The 18,805-nt window shown below is 62.8% G+C and carries 20 protein-coding genes; 4 read left to right on the top strand and 16 right to left on the bottom strand.

Annotation, left to right across the window (positions count from 1 at the left end):
* Window positions 1-105 precede the first annotated feature (105 nt).
* Together AC3YMN_RS04150 and AC3YMN_RS04145 are read left to right on the top strand one after the other, a co-directional pair.
* Entirely contained in the window at window positions 106-1,245 is a 1,140-nt protein-coding gene (locus AC3YMN_RS04150) for an NADH:flavin oxidoreductase/NADH oxidase (RefSeq protein WP_489889020.1), read from the top strand.
* Between the two features lie 76 nt (window positions 1,246-1,321).
* Window positions 1,322-1,756, top strand: a complete 435-nt coding sequence (locus AC3YMN_RS04145) for a hypothetical protein (protein ID WP_489889019.1) — start codon at window positions 1,322-1,324, stop codon at window positions 1,754-1,756.
* 3 nt (window positions 1,757-1,759) lie between these two features.
* On the opposite strand, the gene AC3YMN_RS04140 is transcribed toward AC3YMN_RS04145, so the two are convergent.
* The 9 genes from AC3YMN_RS04140 to AC3YMN_RS04100 all read right to left on the bottom strand — a co-directional run bounded on the left by AC3YMN_RS04140 (window position 1,760) and on the right by AC3YMN_RS04100 (window position 10,046).
* Window positions 1,760-3,685, bottom strand: a complete 1,926-nt coding sequence (locus tag AC3YMN_RS04140; protein ID WP_127753522.1) for a potassium transporter Kup — start codon at window positions 3,683-3,685, stop codon at window positions 1,760-1,762.
* A gap of 157 nt (window positions 3,686-3,842) precedes the next feature.
* A complete protein-coding gene (locus AC3YMN_RS04135; protein ID WP_489889018.1) occupies window positions 3,843-4,460 on the bottom strand; it encodes an NADPH-dependent FMN reductase in 618 nt (205 codons plus the stop codon).
* Between the two features lie 237 nt (window positions 4,461-4,697).
* On the bottom strand, window positions 4,698-5,441 hold the full coding sequence (locus tag AC3YMN_RS04130; RefSeq protein WP_489889017.1) for a pyridoxine 5'-phosphate synthase: 744 nt from the start codon (window positions 5,439-5,441) through the stop codon (window positions 4,698-4,700).
* 85 nt (window positions 5,442-5,526) lie between these two features.
* Window positions 5,527-6,081 carry an acetolactate synthase small subunit gene (gene ilvN / locus AC3YMN_RS04125; RefSeq protein ID WP_127753525.1) on the bottom strand — a complete coding sequence of 185 codons (555 nt, stop codon included), beginning with the start codon at window positions 6,079-6,081 and terminating at the stop codon, window positions 5,527-5,529.
* 149 nt (window positions 6,082-6,230) lie between these two features.
* On the bottom strand, window positions 6,231-8,000 hold the full coding sequence (locus AC3YMN_RS04120) for an acetolactate synthase 3 large subunit (RefSeq protein ID WP_489889016.1): 1,770 nt from the start codon (window positions 7,998-8,000) through the stop codon (window positions 6,231-6,233).
* A 318-nt stretch (window positions 8,001-8,318) separates the two neighbouring features.
* Window positions 8,319-8,531, bottom strand: a complete 213-nt coding sequence (locus AC3YMN_RS04115) for a cold-shock protein (RefSeq protein ID WP_127753527.1) — start codon at window positions 8,529-8,531, stop codon at window positions 8,319-8,321.
* Window positions 8,532-8,817: 286 nt separating this feature from the next.
* Complete coding sequence (locus AC3YMN_RS04110; protein WP_127753528.1) at window positions 8,818-9,033, bottom strand: cold-shock protein; 216 nt, start codon at window positions 9,031-9,033, stop codon at window positions 8,818-8,820.
* Between the two features lie 284 nt (window positions 9,034-9,317).
* Window positions 9,318-9,590, bottom strand: coding sequence for a YMGG-like glycine zipper-containing protein (locus tag AC3YMN_RS04105; protein ID WP_127753529.1), 273 nt, complete (start codon window positions 9,588-9,590; stop codon window positions 9,318-9,320).
* Between the two features lie 72 nt (window positions 9,591-9,662).
* Entirely contained in the window at window positions 9,663-10,046 is a 384-nt protein-coding gene (locus tag AC3YMN_RS04100) for a DUF423 domain-containing protein (RefSeq protein ID WP_489889015.1), read from the bottom strand.
* 70 nt (window positions 10,047-10,116) lie between these two features.
* On the opposite strand from AC3YMN_RS04100, the gene AC3YMN_RS04095 reads away from it, so the two are divergent.
* The gene (locus AC3YMN_RS04095) at window positions 10,117-11,529 is read left to right on the top strand and encodes an MATE family efflux transporter (protein ID WP_489889014.1); all 1,413 of its coding nucleotides are present in this window, start codon (window positions 10,117-10,119) and stop codon (window positions 11,527-11,529) included.
* 58 nt (window positions 11,530-11,587) lie between these two features.
* Here the strand turns inward: AC3YMN_RS04095 and miaA are convergent, their stop codons facing one another.
* Window positions 11,588-12,472, bottom strand: a complete 885-nt coding sequence (gene miaA, locus AC3YMN_RS04090; protein WP_489889013.1) for a tRNA (adenosine(37)-N6)-dimethylallyltransferase MiaA — start codon at window positions 12,470-12,472, stop codon at window positions 11,588-11,590.
* Between the two features lie 24 nt (window positions 12,473-12,496).
* On the opposite strand from miaA, the gene serB reads away from it, so the two are divergent.
* Window positions 12,497-13,369, top strand: coding sequence for a phosphoserine phosphatase SerB (gene serB, locus AC3YMN_RS04085; RefSeq protein WP_489889012.1), 873 nt, complete (start codon window positions 12,497-12,499; stop codon window positions 13,367-13,369).
* 71 nt (window positions 13,370-13,440) lie between these two features.
* Here serB and hflC read toward each other — a convergent pair whose 3' ends face one another.
* The 6 genes from hflC to AC3YMN_RS04055 form a co-directional block, all read right to left on the bottom strand.
* Window positions 13,441-14,580, bottom strand: coding sequence for a protease modulator HflC (gene hflC, locus AC3YMN_RS04080; RefSeq protein ID WP_489889011.1), 1,140 nt, complete (start codon window positions 14,578-14,580; stop codon window positions 13,441-13,443).
* 3 nt (window positions 14,581-14,583) lie between these two features.
* On the bottom strand, window positions 14,584-15,717 hold the full coding sequence (gene hflK, locus AC3YMN_RS04075; RefSeq protein ID WP_127755255.1) for an FtsH protease activity modulator HflK: 1,134 nt from the start codon (window positions 15,715-15,717) through the stop codon (window positions 14,584-14,586).
* Between the two features lie 77 nt (window positions 15,718-15,794).
* The gene (locus AC3YMN_RS04070; RefSeq protein WP_172123640.1) at window positions 15,795-16,304 is read right to left on the bottom strand and encodes a dihydrofolate reductase; all 510 of its coding nucleotides are present in this window, start codon (window positions 16,302-16,304) and stop codon (window positions 15,795-15,797) included.
* Complete coding sequence (locus AC3YMN_RS04065; RefSeq protein ID WP_172123641.1) at window positions 16,301-16,780, bottom strand: GNAT family N-acetyltransferase; 480 nt, start codon at window positions 16,778-16,780, stop codon at window positions 16,301-16,303. Before AC3YMN_RS04065 ends, AC3YMN_RS04070 begins: the two co-directional genes overlap by 4 nt.
* Complete coding sequence (locus AC3YMN_RS04060) at window positions 16,777-17,781, bottom strand: DUF4424 domain-containing protein (protein WP_489889010.1); 1,005 nt, start codon at window positions 17,779-17,781, stop codon at window positions 16,777-16,779. The genes AC3YMN_RS04065 and AC3YMN_RS04060 overlap by 4 nt, the downstream gene beginning before the upstream one ends.
* Window positions 17,782-17,870: 89 nt before the next feature.
* Window positions 17,871-18,665 carry a thymidylate synthase gene (locus AC3YMN_RS04055; RefSeq protein WP_489889009.1) on the bottom strand — a complete coding sequence of 265 codons (795 nt, stop codon included), beginning with the start codon at window positions 18,663-18,665 and terminating at the stop codon, window positions 17,871-17,873.
* Window positions 18,666-18,805 lie beyond the last annotated feature (140 nt).

Genomic DNA, 18,805 nt, shown 5'->3' with positions numbered 1-18,805 from the left:
CCCGGCCCTGGTTTCTGCGCGCTCGAACTCTCTTCATCGGCACTTGCCGATGGATGCGCTTGTGTGCAATCTGCAGGTTCTGTTTTCCCCACCGGTTTTGCCCTCATGTCCTTGCTGTTTACCCCCACTGCCTTGCGCCGCCTCAAGCTGCGCAATCGCACCGTGATTGCCCCAATGTGCCAGTATTCGGCTCGTGATGGCTTTGCCAATGACTGGCACCTGGTGCATCTCGGCCGCTTTGCCATGGGTGGGTTCGGGCTGGTCATCACCGAGGCAACGGGCGTTACCCCCGAGGGCCGGATTTCCTATGCCGATCTTGGCATCTGGAAGGACGAGCACATTCCCGGGCTGACCCGCATCGTCGATTTCCTTCACGCCCAGGGTGCTGCCGCCGGCATCCAGCTGGCCCATGCCGGGCGCAAGGCCTCGACGCCCATTCCCTGGCGCAAGGGCTTTGACGAAACGGAGGAGGAAAAGCCTGGCGTCGGCTTCCAAAGCTGGACGCCCGTCGGTCCCACCGACGAGATCCATGCCGAGGGCAAGAACTTCACCAAGCCGACGGCCCTTGATGCCGCTGGCATTCGCAATGTCATCGAAGCCTTCGTCGCCGGCGCGCTGCGCGCCAATGAGGCGGGCTTTGACCTCGTCGAGATCCACGCCGCCCACGGTTATCTGCTCAACCAGTTCCTGTCGCCGCTCGCCAACAAGCGCACCGACAACTATGGCGGCAGCCGCGAAAATCGCATGCGCCTGGTGCTGGAAGTGACGCAGGCCGTGCGCGCCGTTTGGCCGGCCGACAAACCCGTCATCGTGCGCCTGTCGGTCAGCGACAATGATCCCGCCGGCTGGCAGGTGGAAGACAGCGTCGTGCTCGCCCGCGAGCTCAAGGCGCTGGGCGTCGATGCGATCGACTGCAGCAGCGGCGGCTTTGATTCGGGCGCCATCCGTTCCACGCCCGGCTACCAGGTGCCCTTCAGCGCCGCCGTGCGCAAAGGCGCTGATATCCCCACCATGGCGGTTGGCCTGCTCGGGGGTGATCCGGCGGCCGATGAAGCCGTGCTCGCCAATGGCGATGCTGATTTCATTGCGCTGGCCCGGGCGGCACTGGATGACCCCAACTGGGCCGTCCATGCCCGCCACGCGCTGGGAGAACCGGGCTACGAGCTGTGGCCCAACCAGGCTGCCCGGGTGCGCGAACGCGACCGCTGGCTCAAGCAGCGCGAGTTTGCCGAACAGGATTCGTAAGCGCACCCATCCTATTTCTGCCGCTTTGCCGGCGGCAGATCGCTCTTGGCCAGCTGGTCAACCAGGGAGAAGCTCGGTGGATACCAAAGCCGCTGTTATTGCACTGCTCAGTGTCTGGGGTGTGGGCGCCTGCCCCACCCTGCCCGCTACGGCTCAGGAAGCCGAAGGCAGCATGGAGGAGGATGAGCGCGAGACCGGCAATCCGCTGCTTAACAAGGTCTGGGTGCGCTCCGATGCTGACGAGAACCTGCCCGGCCCCATGCAGATCTTTCTGGAGGACGGCACGCTGGTCAGCGATAGCTGCTGGGAAACCTACCGGCTCTCCAAATGGCAGCAGGTCTCGTCCACGGCCATCAGCTGGGACGAAGATGGCATGACCATCGACGCCGATATCGCCACCCTCACCGAAACCGAACTGGTGCTGCGCCTGCACCTGGGCGCCGAAACCCAGGAACAGCGCTTCGTCACGGCAACCGTCCCTTATGTCTGCCCGGACATGATCAAGGGCTAAGGGCTACAGCACCACCTGCGTGCCGATCTCGACGACGCGGCCCGTTGGTATGTGGAAATACTCCGTGGCGTCGCTGGCATTGCGCGCCAACCGCGTGAACAACCGGTCTTGCCAATAGCGCACCAGCCCCTGGCGCGGCCCGGGCTTGAGCGAGCGGCGCGACAGGAAGAACGAGGTCGACATGATGTCGAACTTCCACCCCAGCTTGCGCCCCAGGATCAAGGCCTTTGGAATATTGGGGCTTTCCATATAGCCAAAGGTCACCACGACGCGGCTGAACAGCTCGTTATAGGCGTCGATCGTCACCTTCTCATCGTCGGGCACCCTAGGCGAGGCCGAGGTGCGCACCGTCAGAATCACGTTTTGCTCGTGCAGCACCTTGTAGTGCTTGAGGCTGTGGAGGAGCGCCGTGGGCGCGCCTTCGATATCGCTGGTCAGGAACACGGCGGTGCCGGGCACCAGTGTCGGGCGCTTCTTGGAGAGATTATCCACGAGGAACTGCAACGGCACTTCATCGCGCCGGGTCTTTTCCGCCAGCCGCCGCCGGCCCCCGATCCAGCTCGCCATGATGACGGCGACCGTCAGCGCCACCGCCGCCGGCACCCAGCCACCCTGGAACAGTTTGGAGACATTGGCGGCAAAGAACCCGCCATCGATCACAACGAACACCACGCCGAACAGCACCACGACGGCCGGGTTCCACTTCCAGTTGCGCCACATCACCACCAGCAGCAGCGCCAGGGTAACGATCATCACGCCCGAAACCGCGATACCATAGGCGTTCGACAGCGCCTCGGAACTGCCGAACGCAATCACCAGCATCAGCACGCCGAGCATCAGCATCGTATTGATCTGGGGCATGTAGATCTGGCCGCTTTGGGTGGCGGAAGTGTGCTGCACGACCATGCGCGGCAGCATGTTAAGCGCGATAGCCTGCTGCGCCAGGCTGTAGGTGCCCGAGATCACCGCCTGGCTGGCGATGATTGTCGCCATGGTCGCAAGTGCCACAAACGGCCCCAAGGCCCATTCCGGCTGCATTTCAAAAAACGGGCTTTCGACATTCTCGACGCCCATCTGCAACACAAAGGCGCCCTGCCCGAAATAGTTGAGCAAGAGGCACGGAAACACCAGGGCGAACCAGGCAATCACAATGGGCCGGCGCCCGAAATGCCCCAAATCCACATAAAGCGCCTCGGCCCCGGTCACCGCCAGGAACACAGCGCCGATCACCACAAAGGCAATCCCGAAATGCGTGGCCAGAAACTCGACGCCCAGGAAAGGATTGATCGCCAGCAGCACTGCTGGGTACTGCACAATATGCACCAGGCCGGAAATGCCCAGGGTCAGGAACCAGATCCCGGTTACGGGACCAAACACGATCGAGACCTTGGCAGTGCCAAAGCGCTGCACCATGAAGATGCCGACAATGATCACCAGCGTGATCGGCACCACCCAGCGGCGCATATTGGGGGCTACGAGTTCAATACCCTCAACCGCCGACAACACCGAGATGGCGGGAGTGATGATCGCGTCGCCAAAAAACAGCGACGCTCCCAGCACGCCGAGCACAGTGATCCACATCGGAGGATTGGTGAAGGTCTTGCGCGCCAGCGCCATCAGCGAAAGCGTACCGCCCTCGCCCTTGTTGTCCGCCCGCGTAACGAAGAACACATATTTGACCGCGACGGTCAGTGTCAGCGCCCAAACAATCAGCGACAGCAGTCCCAGGATTTCGCTGCTGCTCGAAGCGGCACCGGGGCGAATGCTCATCGCCTGCCGGAAGGCATAGATCGGGCTCGTGCCAATATCGCCATAGACCACCCCAAGCGCGCCGAGCAGCAGCATGGGCAGGTCTTTGTTATGAGAGTGGTCGTGAAGATCGCTCGCATCGGCACCGGTGCTGGCACCGGCCGTATTCGTCTGCGTCATAAACCTGTGCTCTCATGGGTAACGGCGGGCGCCGCTATACACCTCGGATATCTCACATACAACACAACTTCTATTCAAGCGCCCAAACGCACAGGGGCCGCTCACACCGAGCGGCCCCTGACGTCAACGAAAGCTGGAGGTCTTGCTTTCGAAATACCTATTCGGCCGCGACGGCAGCCTGGGCATTATCCTGGGCGCGAGCGGCCTTGGTGGCAGTGCCCCACCAGATCAGCTGGTCCAGCATGTCCTTGGCGCTGGGGCCGATCGAGCCTTCGATATCGCTGAAGCTCTTGTTCTGGCCGCCGAGCGGATGCACGGCAAAGAAGTCGCTGCCCCCGATATGGACGGCCGAGCGGGTCGACACCATCTGCATCTCGACGCCGATGCCGCGCAGATGTTCGGCCGCACGGGTGCCGCCAACGCTGCCATAAGCAACGATGCCGAACGGCTTGCGATTCCACTCGACATAGGACTGGTCGATCGCGTTCTTGAGCGCGCCGGTGATGGAGCGGTTGTATTCGGCGACGACGAAGATGAAGCCGTCAAATTCGGCTACCTTCTTTTGCCAGGCGACAGCCCGGGGGTCGCTTGAAGGCATCCACATATTGGACGCCACTTCGTTGAAGAAGGGCAGGTCGAAATCGCGCAGGTCGACCAGTTCAGCCTCGATCTCGTCGCGGGCATTGGCCTTGTCGAGGATCCACTGCGCCGGCTTGTCGCCGAAGCGGCTTTCGCGGGTGGACGAGATAATGACGCCAATCTTGAGTTTGGACATTGCGTGCCCTCCTTGGTAACAAAACGTAACTGAGGCGATATATGTGCCTGTGCGATTTCCACGCAAGTGGGCACGCTCATGTCCGTGGGTTCCCCGAAGGGCCCTAAGGCACATGGGTGTAAGTATCTGAACTGCCTTAAGTTGCCGTATTTCGGGGCTTTTGAGGGCTGCGCACCAACAGCTGCACTCGGTGTGTTCAACGCAGCGTTCGTCAAACCTGACCGACGGGCTGTTGGCTCAGCCGCCCAGCACCGCGCAATAGCGGCGCACCGCCTCGGCAAACCCCATCAGCAGCGCATCGGCCGTGATTCCATGGCCGATGGAAACTTCGGCTACGCCAGGCACGGCATCCTGAAATGCGGGCAAATTGGCCAGGGTCAAATCGTGCCCGGCATTGACGCCGAGGCCAAGCGCCATGGCGTCGGCCGTGGTGCTGGCAAGCTTGGACAACTCAACCGCCCCCCGCTCGGGATCAGCAAAGCAGGCGCCATAGGGGCCGGTATAAAGCTCGATCCGGTCCGCGCCCAGATCGCGCGCCGCTTCCGTGCCATAAAGCCCCGCATCGGGATCGCAAAACAGCGACACGCGGCTGCCCATCTCCTTGAGCTGCTTGATCACCGGCCACAGCATCGCCGCCGAAGCAGCAAAATCCCAGCCATGATCGGAGGTCGCCTGCGCTGGATCGTCGGGCACCAGCGTCACCTGCTGGGGCCGCACCGTATCGATCAGCGCCAGGAAATCGTCGCTCGGATAGCCTTCGATGTTGAACTCGGCTCCGGGATAATCCTCCCGCAGCAAGGCCGCGAGCTCGAACACATCCGTGCGCCGGATGTGGCGCTGATCCGGACGGGGATGGATGGTGATCCCGCTTGCCCCGGCATCCAGCACCACCCGGGCGATACCGGTAACGCTGGGCCAGGGCAGATCGCGCCGGTTGCGCAGCTGCGCCACGGCATTGAGATTGACGGAAAGCAGGGTCATCGCGAAAAACTCGGCGTTGCGGTGCGGTTTAGGAACTGACTGCCATCAGCAGTACTGATCCTGCGCGCCCGGCACAACACCGCGATCACATCCCCTCGGGACCCCGGGAGATCGCCGCCAACCCAGTGCGCACCACTTCCACCAGGCCGAGAGGCGCCATCAAGGCGATGAAGCTGTCGATCTTGCTCGACTTGCCCGTCACTTCGAACACGAAGCTTTCGACCGTGGCATCAACGATCTGCGCCCGAAACGCATCGGCCAACCGCAAGGTCTCGGCGCGGTGGTCGCCCGAACCCGCCACCTTGATCAGCGCCAGCTCGCGCTCCACCGAGCCCCCTTCGCTGGTCAGGTCATGCACCTTGTGCACCGGCACCAGGCGCTCAAGCTGCAGCTTGATCTGCACCAGCACCTTGGGCGTCGCCACCACCACCACAGTGATGCGGCTAAGTCGCTTGTCGTGTTCGGTCTCGCTGACGGTCAGGCTCTCGATATTGTAGCCCCGGGCCGAAAACAGCCCCACCACGCGTGCAAGAATACCCGGCTCATTGTCCACCAGCACCGACAGCGTATGCCGCTCGATCTCCTGGTTTTCCTTGGTCATGAAATAAGCCGAACCGGTCGGCTGCAGATGTGCGTTCATGTATTTTGTCCTCAACTGCTGCAATTGGCAACGGTGCCTCCCGCCCCCGGTGTCATCCCGGCCTTGAGCCGGGATCCATCTCGAGATCTCAAGATGGCGCCCCGGCTCAAGGCCGGGGTAGACACGGAGCGCGGGAGAAATCGCGCCTCCTAAACCAGCGCCCTTCCCTTTTCATCGATGATCGAGCCGATATTGGCGGTATCGGGCAGGATGATCTCGTTATGCGGCTTGCCCGAGGGGATCATCGGCAGCGCGTTCTCATCCTTTTCGACCACGCAATCGAACAGCACCGGACCATCATAATCGAGCATCTCGGCAATTGCCGCGTCGAGTTCGGCCGGGTTCTCGCACCGGATGCCCTTGCCGCCATAAGCCTCTGCCAGCTTGACGAAATCGGGCAGCGACTCCGAATAGGAATGCGCGTAGCGCGAGCCATGCAGCAGGTCCTGCCACTGGCGCACCATGCCCATGCGCTCATTGTTGAGGATGAAGATCTTGACCGGCAAGCGGTACTGCACCGCCGTGGACATTTCCTGCATCGTCATCTGCACGCTGGCCTCGCCGGCAATGTCGATCACCAGCGCCTCTGGATGCGCCACCTGCACGCCGACCGCCGCTGGCAGGCCATAGCCCATCGTCCCCAAACCGCCCGAGGTCATCCAGCGGTTGGGCTTTTGGAAATGGAAGTGCTGCGCCGCCCACATCTGGTGCTGCCCAACCTCGGTGGTGATGTAGACATCTCGGTCCTTGGTCGCCTCATAAAGGCGCTGGATCGCGTATTGCGGCTTGATCGTCGTGTCCGAGTTCTGGAAGCCCAGCGAATTGACCGAGCGCCACTTGCCGATCTGCCCCCACCATGGCGCGAGCGCTTCGGTACGCGGCTGGTTGGTCTTGGAGCGCCAGATTCGCACCATTTCGGCCAAAACCCGCCCGCAATCGCCGATGATGGGCAGGTCAACAGGGATGATCTTGTTGATCGAGCTTGGGTCGATATCCACATGGATCTTGCGGCTGCCGGGCGAAAAGGCGTCGATCCGGCCGGTGATGCGGTCATCGAACCGCGCCCCGATATTGATCATCAGATCGCAGCCATGCATGGCGAGGTTTGCTTCATAAGTGCCGTGCATGCCCAGCATTCCCAACCACTGCGGATTGGCCGCCGGAAACGCGCCGAGGCCCATCAGCGTCGAGGTCACCGGAAAGCCGGTCAGCTCAGCCAGTTCACGCAAATGCTCGGAGGCCTGCGGCCCGGCATTGATCACGCCGCCACCGGTATAAAACACCGGGCGCTCGGCCTTGAGCATCATGTCGACAGCAGCCTCGATCGCGGCGATGTCCCCATCCACCTGCGGGCGATAGCTGCGCTGGCGCAGGCTCTGCGCGTCCGGCTTGTAGTAGGTGCCTAGTGCAAACTGCACATCCTTGGGAATATCGATCACCACCGGGCCGGGCCGGCCGGTGGTCGCGATCAGGAACGCTTCATGCAGCACCCGCGGCAGGTCCTCGATGCGCTTCACTAGATAATTGTGCTTGGTGCAGGAGCGGGTGATCCCCACCGTGTCACATTCCTGGAACGCGTCGGTGCCGATCAGCGAGGTCGGCACCTGGGCGGTGATGCACACCAGCGGAATGGAATCGAGCAGCGCGTCGGTCAGCCCGGTGATCGCATTGGTCACCCCCGGGCCCGAGGTCACGAGCACCACGCCCGGCTTGCCGGTCGAGCGGGCATAGCCCTCGGCCATATGGGTCGCGCCCTGTTCGTGGCGCACGAGGATATGCTGGATCACATCCTGCTGGAACATCGCGTCATAGATCGGCAGCGCCGCGCCACCGGGATAGCCAAAGATATGCTCGACACCCTGATCGGTTAGCGCCTGGATCACCATCTCGGCGCCCGTCATCTTCTCGTGTTCCGCCATCTTGCTTGCTCCTTGGTTGCCCCACCGGGCCGTTCGGTTCCGCCCCTCCGCCCCGGCGGAAAATGGGCAATAAAAAAGGCCCCGTTTGGGACCTGTTTTCGGCGCATCAGCATTCGCGCGGGATGTTATCCCACGTCGCCGATGCGCCAGCCTACTACGAGAATGAGTGCCCGCACGGGACCTCTCCATAAAAAAGTTGGTTTGTTTCTAGCCCCTCGCCCGAAATCGGTCAAGCGGGCAAATGGCATCGCCCGAGCCGGGCACAAAAACAAAAAAGGCTCCCCGGAGGGAGCCTTTCCAGATCCGGTAAGGGATCGCTTAGTTGTCGAGCAGGGTCAGGTTCGTTGCCGAAACCTTGCCATCGCGGCCGGTCTCGAGCTCGTAGGTGACCTTGTCGCCTTCATACAGGCCCTGCAGGCCCGAACGCTGAACGGCGGAGATGTGCACGAATGCGTCCTGGCCGCCATTCTCAGGCGAAATGAAGCCGAAGCCCTTGGTGGTGTTGAAAAACTTAACGGTACCGGTGATCATGGCTGACCCTTTTCTGTGTGCTCTCGCCGAGGCGAACGAGCCGTTGCCCATGACAACATGTCGGTGGGCGCATACACGTTCGCAAGTTGAGCAGGTAGCCAGGCCGAAATTCGGCAGATCAGGCAGCCGACGTAGGCTGTAAAACGTATGCCTGCCTTATGCACGGAACTGAAGAAAAAGTAAAGCCCCCCGGGGCGCTAGCGGTATCGGCATGCCGAACGGCGCTCTGCGGCGGGACAAAAAAGGCCCCGCTACCGGGGCCTTCCGAAACTCGAACCTGTTGAGTTTAGCTCAGCAGGGTCAGGTTGGTGGCGGAAACCTTGCCGTCACGGCCGGTCTCGAGTTCATAGGTCACCTTGTCGCCTTCATACAGGCCCTGCAGGCCCGAACGCTGGACGGCGGAGATGTGGACAAACGCGTCCTTCTCACCATTTTCTGGCGAGATGAAGCCGAAGCCTTTGGTGGTGTTGAAGAATTTCACGGTACCGGTGATTGCGGCCATGGAATTTGATCCTCGTAACAAGTGGTCGCCGCCGCGGCGGCTAAGGGTTGAATACGGGCGGGAAAGCCCGGTCTAACGATTCACAGTCAGGAGGTAGCCAAGTTTCCGGCACGCCGGTGATTGGATTAGCGCAAGACGAGTGTAACGTATGTTGTGAAATATGCCGCGCCCGCAAACAAATTTCAAGTCCTTCATAAACAAAGACACTCGGCCCGGGAGGGACTCCGGACCGAGTGTTGGCGCCCCGAGGGGCGCGCGCCGCATGGGGCGATGCGGCGACCTGTTTAGCCGCGTGGGCAAACGTCCTTGTACCGGCCGCCATTGCGGTTTTCGTACCAGCACATATTGTTGTCGCCGTCGACACGACCGAGGACATTGCCGGCGGCTGCGCCGACCACGCCGCCAATGCCTGCGCCGACAGCCGCACCGGCAACGCTACCGGTCGCAACAGCGCCGGTAACGGCGCCTACGCCTGCGCCGACAGCAGCACCCTCTTGTGTGGCAGTGCACGCAGCCAGCGACAGGGTGGTAGCGGCGATGATCAGAAACTTATGCATGGAAAACCCTCCAGGTACTATCGGAGGAGCAAATGCACGATTGAGTGATTGGTTCCGCACAAATCTGCATTCCTAGATTTTTTCTTCCGGCGCCCTTCGCGCCAGTGCGGCAAGGCTGATCGCAAGCCAGCCGCCGATCATCCCCATCCCCCCCATCGGTGCCGCGCCGGGAAAAGCGCCCTGCCCCAGCCATTCCCGCACGCCCAGGTCCAGCACAAACAGGCCCGTGCCCATGGCCAGCAATGCTCCCGCCGCACCCAGGATCCGCCCGCGCCCCGCCAGCCCAAGCGCCAGCAGCGCGGGGCCATGGGCGAGGCATACCGCAGCGATCGCCTCGATGTTGCGGGACCCGCCAGCATGCGAGGCACCCGCAGCCGCAGCAACGCCAATCGCCCCTACAACTCCAGCCCCCGCCAACAATAACCGCGCCAGAACCCCACCTTGCACCATCGTCATTTCCCTCTCCGCTCTTTCACCTCATCCTGTGATGGGCTAGAGCATGCGCCCGCGAGTAGGACGAAATCACATGAGCGAGCAAATCACGGTTGTGGCCGACGCCACCGCTGCACCTGAGCCCGTGCGCGTCAGCTGGATTGCCGAACTGCGCGCCACCTTTGCCCTCGCCTGGCCGCTGGTGATCGCACAGCTGGCGCAAAACGCGCTTGCAACCACCGATGTCATCATGCTGGGCTGGCTGGGTCCGAGCCAGCTGGCGGCTGGTACCCTTGCGACGACTTTCCTGATGCCTTTTCTTGTTGGCGGTATCGGGCTGGTTGGCGCCGTAGCGCCCCTCGTTGCCCAGGCGCGCGGCGCCCGTGACACCCGCTCCATCCGCCATATCGTGCGCCAGGGCCTGTGGGCTGCGGCCATTCTGGCGCTCGTGCTCACGCCCATCATCTGGCAGATCCGGCGGGTCTTCGCCTTGTTGGGGCAAGATCCCGCGGCAACGCTTCTTGCCGAAGAATACATCCATGTGGCCATCTGGCTGCTGTTTCCCGCCCTTGGCATTGTCGCGTTCCGCTCGCTGCTCGCCGCGTTTGATGCCACGCGGGTCGTGCTGTTGATCACCGTCGGCGGGGTCGTCGTCAACGCCCTCGCCAACTATGGCCTGATCTTTGGCAATTGGGGCTTGCCGCGGCTGGAGCTGCGCGGCGCCGCCCTTGCAACCCTTTTGACCAACATCGTCATGTTCACCGCCATGGCGATCTTTGTGCTGCGCCACCGCCGCTTCCGCCGCCTGCATCTGCTGCATCGCCTTTGGGCCGCGGACTGGAAGCGCCTCGGGCAGATTTTCCGCGTCGGCACGCCGATCGGCATCACCGTCCTGGCCGAAGTGGGCCTCTTCACGGCCAGCGCCTTGCTGATGGGCCGGCTCGGCACTGATGAAGTCGCCGCCCACGCCATTGCCCTGCAATGCGCTTCCACGGCTTTCATGGTGCCGTTGGGCCTCGGTACCGCTGCCACGGTGCGGGTCGGTCATGCCTTCGGGCGCGGCGACCCCATTGGCATCGCTCGCTCGGGCTGGACTGCCTTTGGTCTTGGCACCGGCTTTATGGCCTGCTCGGCCCTCGTTTTCCTGGCGTTTGGCCCCGCCATTGTCACCATCTTCCTCGACCCTGACCAGCCGGCTAACCATAATGCGCTTGCCCTTGCCGCCAGCTTCGTCGCGGTCGCCGGCTTGTTCCAGATCGTCGATGGCGCCCAGGTCGTCGCAGCCCATGCGCTGCGCGGCCTCAGCGACACCAAGATCCCCATGGTGGTCGCCATCATCGGCTATTGGCTGGTCGGCATGCCAGTGGCCTATCTTCTTGGTTTCACCTTTGACATGCGCGGCGTCGGCATCTGGATCGGCTTGGCCGTGGGGCTTGGCTTTGTGGCCGTGGTTCTGGTCGCCCGCTTTGCCATGCGCGAACGACTAGGGCTCTTGCGTCCCCGCTAGATCCGCTGCACGCACAGCGTGCTGGCGCCCCGCCCCACGCTCCGGCGTGCTGGCGACCTTAACTGGCGCGACGCGGCCAATCGGCGAAGCGGTTGCGAAACCAGGTCCGTTGCCGCTTGGCATATTGCTGGGTGGCGATCGTCGCCAGCCGCACCGCCTCTTCCTTGCTGCTGCGGCCCTCGAGCCAGTCGCCGATCTCGGGCACCCCGATAGCCTTCATCACCGGCAAGGAAGGGTCGAGCTCCTGGGCACGCAGGGCCTGCACTTCTTCCACTGCCCCGCTCTCGAACATCGCCGCAAACCTGCGCGCAATGCGCTCGCGCAACACCTGCCGGTCAGGGTCGAGCACCATGCGCTCCACTTCAAACCCACCGAGCAGCGCCGCCTGCGGCGCATCCTGAAAGCTCGACAAGGTGCGCCCCGTCGCGCGCTTGACGGCCAGCGCCCGCGTCAGCCGCTGCGGATCCGCCACCCCGAGCCGGGCCGCACTCACCGGATCCTCTGCCTCCAACAAAGCGAGCCTTCCGGGGGCGTCGAGCGCTTGAATCTCTTGTTGAACTTGAAGCACCAGTTCGGCCGCAATCGGGGGAATATCGGCAAATCCATTCAGCAGCGCATCGAAGTAAAGCCCTGTGCCGCCCACAAAAAACAGCGCCCGCTCCGGATCGATTTCCTCTATCACTTGCCGCACCGCTCCCAGCCACTGGCCGGTGGAAAACCGGACCCGCGCCGGCACCACGCCATAGAGCCGATGCTCCGCCAATGCCTCCTCATCGGCGCTCGGACGGGCCGTCACCACCCGCAAGGTGTCATAGACCTGCATGGCATCGGTATTGATGATCACGCCCCCCTGCGCCCGGGCAAGCTCGAGCGCCAAGGCCGACTTGCCGCTCGCGGTTGGACCCGCTATCAAAACGGCGCGCCTACGGCCCTTCACTCCCATCCCTCCCCGAGTTCGATACCAGCCATGCCGGTTCTTTGCCTTATCGCCAATCCCGCCGACTCCGAACTCGATCCAAGCTTGGCAGAAGCCGTCCTGCGTCAAACCGGAGGCGAGCTCAACTGGCTCAATCACGGCATTGCCTGCGAGATCATCGAGCCAAAGTCAACCGAAGCGCTGGCCGAGGCTCGTGCCGTGATTGGCACCCGTGCCGTCGATGCCGCCCTTGTCCCCACCCAAGGCCGCCGCAAGCAGATCCTTCTCGCCGACATGGACTCCACCATGATCAACGAGGAATGCATCGACGAGCTCGCCGCCGCCCTCGGGATCAAGCCGCAAGTCGCCGAGATCACCGATCGCGCTATGCGCGGCGAGCTCGATTTCGCCCAGGCGCTCGATACCCGCGTCGCCTTGCTGAAGGGCCTTGAGCGCAAGGTCATCGAGGAGGTCCGGCGCGAAGCCATCACCCTCGCGCCCGGCGGCCGCGCCCTTGTGCAGACCATGAAGGCCTATGGCGCCTATACGGCCCTTGTCTCAGGCGGCTTCACCATCTTTGCCGATCATTTCGGCAAGCGCATCGGCTTTAATGAAGTGCTCGCCAATGTGCTGGAGTTCGATGGCGACCGCCTCGCCGGCACGGTGCAAAAGCCCATCGTGGACAAGGACACCAAGCGCACCAAGCTCGAAGCCCTCGCCGCCGAGCGTGGCTTGTCGCTCAGCCAGACCATGGCGGTCGGCGATGGTGCCAATGATCTCGACATGATCCGCGCCGCCGGCATGGGCGTCGCCATCCACGCCAAGCCCGCCGTTGCGGCCGAAGCGGGCGTGCGGATAGACCATGGCGATCTCACCGCCCTGCTTTACCTGCAGGGCTATACCGACGAGGACATCGTCCGCTAACCCGCCCACCACCTGCCCAACAAAAAACCCCCGCCACTGGCGGGGGTTTTCGTTTCGCTATCCGGTGCCGCTTAGGGCGTCGGAGCCGCAGCGGGAGCCGGAGCCGGTGCCGCCGGTGCTTCGGCGGCGGGCGCTGCCGCAGGAGCGGTCTCGCCTTCCACTGGCGGCGGCACATCCGTGCCCACGGTCGGTGCCAGCTCGGAGCCGTCGTCCAGCGTCAGGCTAGGCGTAGTGGCATCCTCGATCCCGAGGCCATCAAGGGCCGGACCCTCGCTGGTCGGCACGGCTGGGGCCGGTACCGGTGCAATCGGGGGCGCAAGGTTCGGATTGGCCGCCGGCAATTCGCCATTCGAGCCGAAATACCGGAAGAACTCGCTTTCAGGCGACAGCACCATGGTCGTGCCCGTATTGGACAGTGCCGTCCGGTACGATTCCATCGAGCGATAGAACTCGAAGAACTCGGGATCCTGCCCATAGGCGGCAGCAAAGATCCGGTTCCGGTCGGCGTCACCCGTACCACGGATGATCTCGGCGTCACGCGTTGCCGCTGCCACAATTTCCACGGCCTGGCGATCGGCAATGGCGCGCAGCGACTGGGCCTGCTCCTGGCCGCGAGCCCGCAGCAATGCGGCCTCCGCCAAACGCTCGGCGCGCATCCGCTCATAGGTCCGCTCGGACACTTCGGCGGCAAGGTCGGTGCGCAGGATACGCACATCGACCACTTCGATGCCCAGCTCCGCCATATCGGGACGGATCAGGTCACGGGCTTCCCGCATCATCTGCGGGCGCTGTTCCGACAGCGCCGCATTGAATTCACGCAAGCCATAAACCTGGCGCAGCGCTGCATCGAAGCGGGTGGCGATACGGCTTTCGGCAACCTGCAACTGGCCCAGCGCACGTTCGCGGAACAGCCGCGGATCGGTGATCCGGTAGGTCAGGAACGCATCCACCTCGTAAAAGGCGCCGCCCGAAACCTGCACGGTCATGTCAGCAATATCCTGGCGCAGCAGCCGATCTTCGATGATCTGCACGCTATCCACGATATCGGTCGGGATCTTGAAATAGATGCCCGGTTCGGTGCGGATATCGGTGATCTGGCCAAAGCGCATCACGATAGCCTGGTCGCGCTCGTTGACCACATAGATCGACGAGAACAACACATAGAGCGCGAGAACGACGGCAACGCCGATGACAATCAAACGGTTTTGCATGGCTTAGTTCCCGCTCGTCGTGGTGGGAGGAGTGGTCGGTGCAGTGCTGCGCGTACGCAGCTCAGGCAATGGCAGATATGGCACCACGCCCTGGCCGCCGGCCCCGCTCTCCATCAGCACCTTGTCCGATCCGCCCAGCACTTCTTCCATGGTTTCAAGGAACAGGCGCTTGCGGGTCACTTCGGGCGCATTGACATATTCGGCGTAGATCGCGTTGAAGCGTTGGGCCTCACCGGTTGCTTCCTGCACCACGCGGTTGGTGTACGCGGCCGCATCTTCCCGCAGCGCCGCGGCCCGGCCTCGGGCATCGCCGAGAAGGGTGTTGGCATAGGAACGGGCTTCTTCCTGCAGGCGGTCTTCGTCCTGCTCGGCACGCTGCACTTCGTTGAAGGCATCGGCCACTTCGGCCGGCGGCGCGGCATTCTCGATCGAGATCCGGCCGACGCGAACGCCAATGCCGTAGCTGTCGAGAATGGCTTGGGTGATCTCCTGCACTTCAATGGCAATACCGGCACGGTCGTCGCGGAAAATGTCCTGGGCCGGACGACGGCCCACCACTTCGCGCATCGCGCTTTCGCCGGCATTGCGGACCATGTCTTCGGGGTCACGCACATTGAACAGATAGTCGATCGGGCTCGAAACCGACCACAGCACTGAAAAGCGCACATCGACGATGTTCTGGTCGCCCGAAAGCATCAGCCCATCATCGCCGCCCGTGCGTGAGCCCGAACCGCTAGCACCCGAGCCGCTGGCGCTGCCAATATCGGTCTGGTTCTCGGTAACCGTGACGCGTTCAACCGTTTCGATCGGCCACAGATGGAAATGCAGCCCTGGATTGGACAATTCTGGCTTGGGGGCACCGAACCGTAGTTCAACGCCCACTTCCTGCGGATCAACAGTATAGATGGAGTTCAGCGCCCAAAAGCCGATCACCAGCACAACACCGCCGATAATTGCCCAGCGTCCGCCGGGCAAACCACCCTGGAACCGGTCACGTCCGCGGTTGAGTATATCTTCAAGGTTTGGCGTGTTGCCTGGCCGACGTGGACCGCCGCCACCACCACCGCCACCGGGGGCTTGTCCCCACGGGCCGCCATTATTGCGGCCACCCCCGCCTCCATTACTCTCCCAGGGCATCATAATCCTTTCAGCCATCGTCGTTTACTTGCCGACCTATATAGGCAGGCACAGGGAACCGATCAATGAGCGCGCCCTTAACGACGGGCGTACACTTTGACGCGGTAGGCGGCCTCGTCATCGGCCGATGGGGCGATATCGGGTTCATCCACCACCACCCAAACCTCGGGATCGATCGGGGGAAACAATACATCCCCCTCCGGCTCCAGCTCGACATGGCTGATGTAAAGCCGATCGGCGCGGTCCATCAGCTGGCGATAGATTTCCCCGCCTCCGATCACCATGATCTCATCGACGTCGTCGGCGCCAGCAATCTCGGCTGCCTTGGTCAACGCGGCTTCAAGAGTTGGCACCACAATCACGCCGGGTGGCCCAAAGTCCTGCCGGCGCGTGATGACAATATTGGTCCGCCCCGGCAGCGGCCGGCCCACTGTGTCATATTGCTTGCGGCCCATCACGATCGGCTTGCCCATCGTGCTGTCGCGGAAATAGGCAAAGTCCGATGGAATGCGCCAGGGAATGGTCTGGGCGCTGCCGATCACCCCATTGCGCGCCACGGCGGCAATCATTGCGATCTGGGCGCTCATGGCTGGCCCAACCTGGCCAAAGCCTCGCCATCCACCCGCACCTTGGTCCATTCATCCTGCATCACGCCACCCTGCCCCAGGTAAAAATCAATCGAAGGCTGGTTCCAGTCCAGCACCCACCATTCCAGCCGCCCTAGCTTCTCGGCGACACAGCGCTGCGCCAGGTGGCGCAACAGCGCCTTGCCAAGACCCTTCCCCCGCAACGCCGGATCCACGAACAGGTCTTCGAGCCAGATGCCGTGTCGGCCCTGGAAGGTCGAATAAGTGTAAAACCAGAGCGCGAACCCCGCCGGCTTGCCGTCCCATTCGGCAATCTCGCAGAACACCCGCGGATTGGCACCAAAAAGGTCGCGCGCAATGTCCGCTTCCGTGGCAACCACCTCGTGCTCGAGCTTTTCGTAGCGCGCCAGATCCTTGATGAACCCGAGCACCAATGCTGCATCAGCCGGGGCGGCCGGCCGGATGCGCAGGCTCACGGCTGCGCCTCATGGCCCTGCAGGATCAGGACATCGAGCTCGCGCTGCGGCCAGTAATTGCTTGCTTCCATCTCGAAGGTGGTTGGCCCGATCTTGCGCACATCGGTGCCGCAGAACGACACCAGGTTTTCGGGCGCGCCCTTGTCGACCACAAGCCGGAACCGCTCGATCGCTCCGCCGGCCCAGTTGGAACCGGTCGAAACAATGTAGGAAATCCACCTTTCGGTGAAGGGTGCCGTCCAGGGCTCGCCGGGCCTGGCGGTCTTGAGCACCGCATTGCGGAAGGCCTCGTCTACACAATATTTGCGCTCATATTCCGCGGCAGGGTTGTAGTTGCCACCCGCCTCGTTGAGAAAGCTGATCCCTGCCGTCCCGCCGACGCTAGGCTTGTAGCGATGCACGACCTCAACGGTCGCCCGCGCGGGGAAAGTGGCTTCCCAGGTATAAGCCGCCCGCCAGGTCCAGTATGGCCGATGATGCAGCTCCCACCCTTTGCCCGCATCGAACTCGTCCGGGACGAGGAGCCCGAGATGCAACATTTCGGCAGTCGTCGCCTCGTCGAGCTCGTCTACCGCTTCGGTAGCCGTCTCCCCGAAGGGCAGCAAGGGAATTCCCCGCTTGCGCAAATAGTCGGTACGATCCACCCCCGCCGCAAAGGCATATTCATGCAGCTCCGCCTCGACCGGCACCCCATCGAACGTCGTTTCGAAGCGGAACGGGTTGTCTTCGGGACCATCGGGAAAGGCTACCGGCGACCACGGGTCAGCCGCAATATCGGGCATGGGAAAAGCCACCAGCACCTTCTGGTCGGCATCCCCATCATTGCGGAACTGGTAAACGACCCGGATTTCTTCAGCCGAAATAAACAGCTCTTCGCTCGCCATGGCGATGGAATTGTTGGACACGAACTCCAGCCCACCCGCGCCGATCACCGCCGAGGTGTCATTGGCCAGCGCCGGGGCCGTCGCCGCCACCCAACAAACAATGCCAATCCAGCGCATCGCAGACCCCTCTTTGCCGGGGACGGCCACGCCCCCGCAACCCCGATAAACGCACCCTAGCCCGTCGCGCGCAGCGGGGGAAGGAGCCCCTATACGGCAACGGCCGCCTTGATATGCGGATGCGGATCGTAGCCACTGATCGTCACATCCTCGAAGCGGAAGTCCTCGATCCGGGTCACCGCCGGGTTCAGCGTCAGCTGCGGCAATGGCCGCGGCTCGCGCGTCAGCTGCAGCTGCGCCTGCTCCAAATGGTTGGAATAAAGATGCACATCGCCAAAGGTGTGCACGAAATCGCCCACTTCGAGCCCCGTCACCTGCGCCACCATATGGGTCAGCAAGGCATAGGAGGCGATGTTGAACGGCACGCCCAAAAACGTGTCTGCCGAGCGCTGATACAGCTGGCAGCTCAATTTGCCATTGGCCACGTAGAACTGGAACAAGCAGTGGCAGGGTGGCAGGGCCATCTCATCCACTTCAGCCGGGTTCCAGGCCGAAACGATATGGCGCCGGGAATCGGGCTTGGTGCGGATGGATTCGATGACGGCGCCGAGCTGGTCGATCTTGCGCCCGTCGGGCGCCGGCCAGCTGCGCCACTGCGAGCCGTAGACCGGGCCAAGATCGCCGTTCTCGTCGGCCCACTCGTCCCAGATCTTGACCCCATGCTCCTGCAGCCAGCGTACATTGGTGTCGCCGCGGATGAACCACAGCAGCTCATAGATGATGGATTTGAGATGCAGCTTCTTGGTGGTGACGAGCGGAAAGCCCTCCGCCAGGTTGAACCGCATCTGGTAGCCGAACAGCGAGCGCGTGCCGGTGCCGGTCCGGTCGCCCTTGTCGACGCCGTGCTCGAGGATGTCGGATAAAAGCTTGAGATAAGGCTGCATGCCCCCAGCCTAACCGATTCCGGTGCGGCGCGCCTGCCCGTCGCTCCGCTTTTCCCCGAGAGCTTCTGCCCTTTTGCGGAGCCGCGGGAGTAGCCTAGTACCGCCGCTGCTGCTGTCTTTGCGTGTCAGCAGTCTCGGTC

Source organism: Devosia sp. Z11_6 (assembly GCF_058133665.1).
Note: the sequence above shows the minus strand (reverse complement) of the source record. Positions and strands in the feature narration are given on the sequence as shown.

Bases quoted from the DNA above. Each gene is read 5' to 3' on its own strand.
- AC3YMN_RS04055 (WP_489889009.1), bottom strand. From the start codon at position 18,665: ATGCAGCCTTATCTCAAGCTTTTATCCGACATCCTCGAGCACGGCGTC.
- AC3YMN_RS04070 (WP_172123640.1), bottom strand. From the start codon at position 16,304: ATGAGCGCCCAGATCGCAATGATTGCCGCCGTGGCGCGCAATGGGGTG.
- ilvN (WP_127753525.1), bottom strand. From the start codon at position 6,081: ATGAACGCACATCTGCAGCCGACCGGTTCGGCTTATTTCATGACCAAG.
- AC3YMN_RS04130 (WP_489889017.1), bottom strand. From the start codon at position 5,441: ATGACCCTGCTTTCCGTCAATCTCAATGCCGTGGCGCAGCTGCGCAAC.
- AC3YMN_RS04135 (WP_489889018.1), bottom strand. From the start codon at position 4,460: ATGTCCAAACTCAAGATTGGCGTCATTATCTCGTCCACCCGCGAAAGC.
- AC3YMN_RS04060 (WP_489889010.1), bottom strand. From the start codon at position 17,781: ATGCGCTGGATTGGCATTGTTTGTTGGGTGGCGGCGACGGCCCCGGCG.
- hflK (WP_127755255.1), bottom strand. From the start codon at position 15,717: ATGCCCTGGGAGAGTAATGGAGGCGGGGGTGGCCGCAATAATGGCGGC.
- AC3YMN_RS04150 (WP_489889020.1), top strand. From the start codon at position 106: ATGTCCTTGCTGTTTACCCCCACTGCCTTGCGCCGCCTCAAGCTGCGC.
- miaA (WP_489889013.1), bottom strand. From the start codon at position 12,472: ATGGGAGTGAAGGGCCGTAGGCGCGCCGTTTTGATAGCGGGTCCAACC.
- hflC (WP_489889011.1), bottom strand. From the start codon at position 14,580: ATGCAAAACCGTTTGATTGTCATCGGCGTTGCCGTCGTTCTCGCGCTC.
- AC3YMN_RS04140 (WP_127753522.1), bottom strand. From the start codon at position 3,685: ATGACGCAGACGAATACGGCCGGTGCCAGCACCGGTGCCGATGCGAGC.
- AC3YMN_RS04115 (WP_127753527.1), bottom strand. From the start codon at position 8,531: ATGATCACCGGTACCGTTAAGTTTTTCAACACCACCAAGGGCTTCGGC.
- AC3YMN_RS04120 (WP_489889016.1), bottom strand. From the start codon at position 8,000: ATGGCGGAACACGAGAAGATGACGGGCGCCGAGATGGTGATCCAGGCG.
- AC3YMN_RS04105 (WP_127753529.1), bottom strand. From the start codon at position 9,590: ATGCATAAGTTTCTGATCATCGCCGCTACCACCCTGTCGCTGGCTGCG.
- AC3YMN_RS04100 (WP_489889015.1), bottom strand. From the start codon at position 10,046: ATGACGATGGTGCAAGGTGGGGTTCTGGCGCGGTTATTGTTGGCGGGG.
- serB (WP_489889012.1), top strand. From the start codon at position 12,497: ATGCCGGTTCTTTGCCTTATCGCCAATCCCGCCGACTCCGAACTCGAT.
- AC3YMN_RS04095 (WP_489889014.1), top strand. From the start codon at position 10,117: ATGAGCGAGCAAATCACGGTTGTGGCCGACGCCACCGCTGCACCTGAG.
- AC3YMN_RS04110 (WP_127753528.1), bottom strand. From the start codon at position 9,033: ATGGCCGCAATCACCGGTACCGTGAAATTCTTCAACACCACCAAAGGC.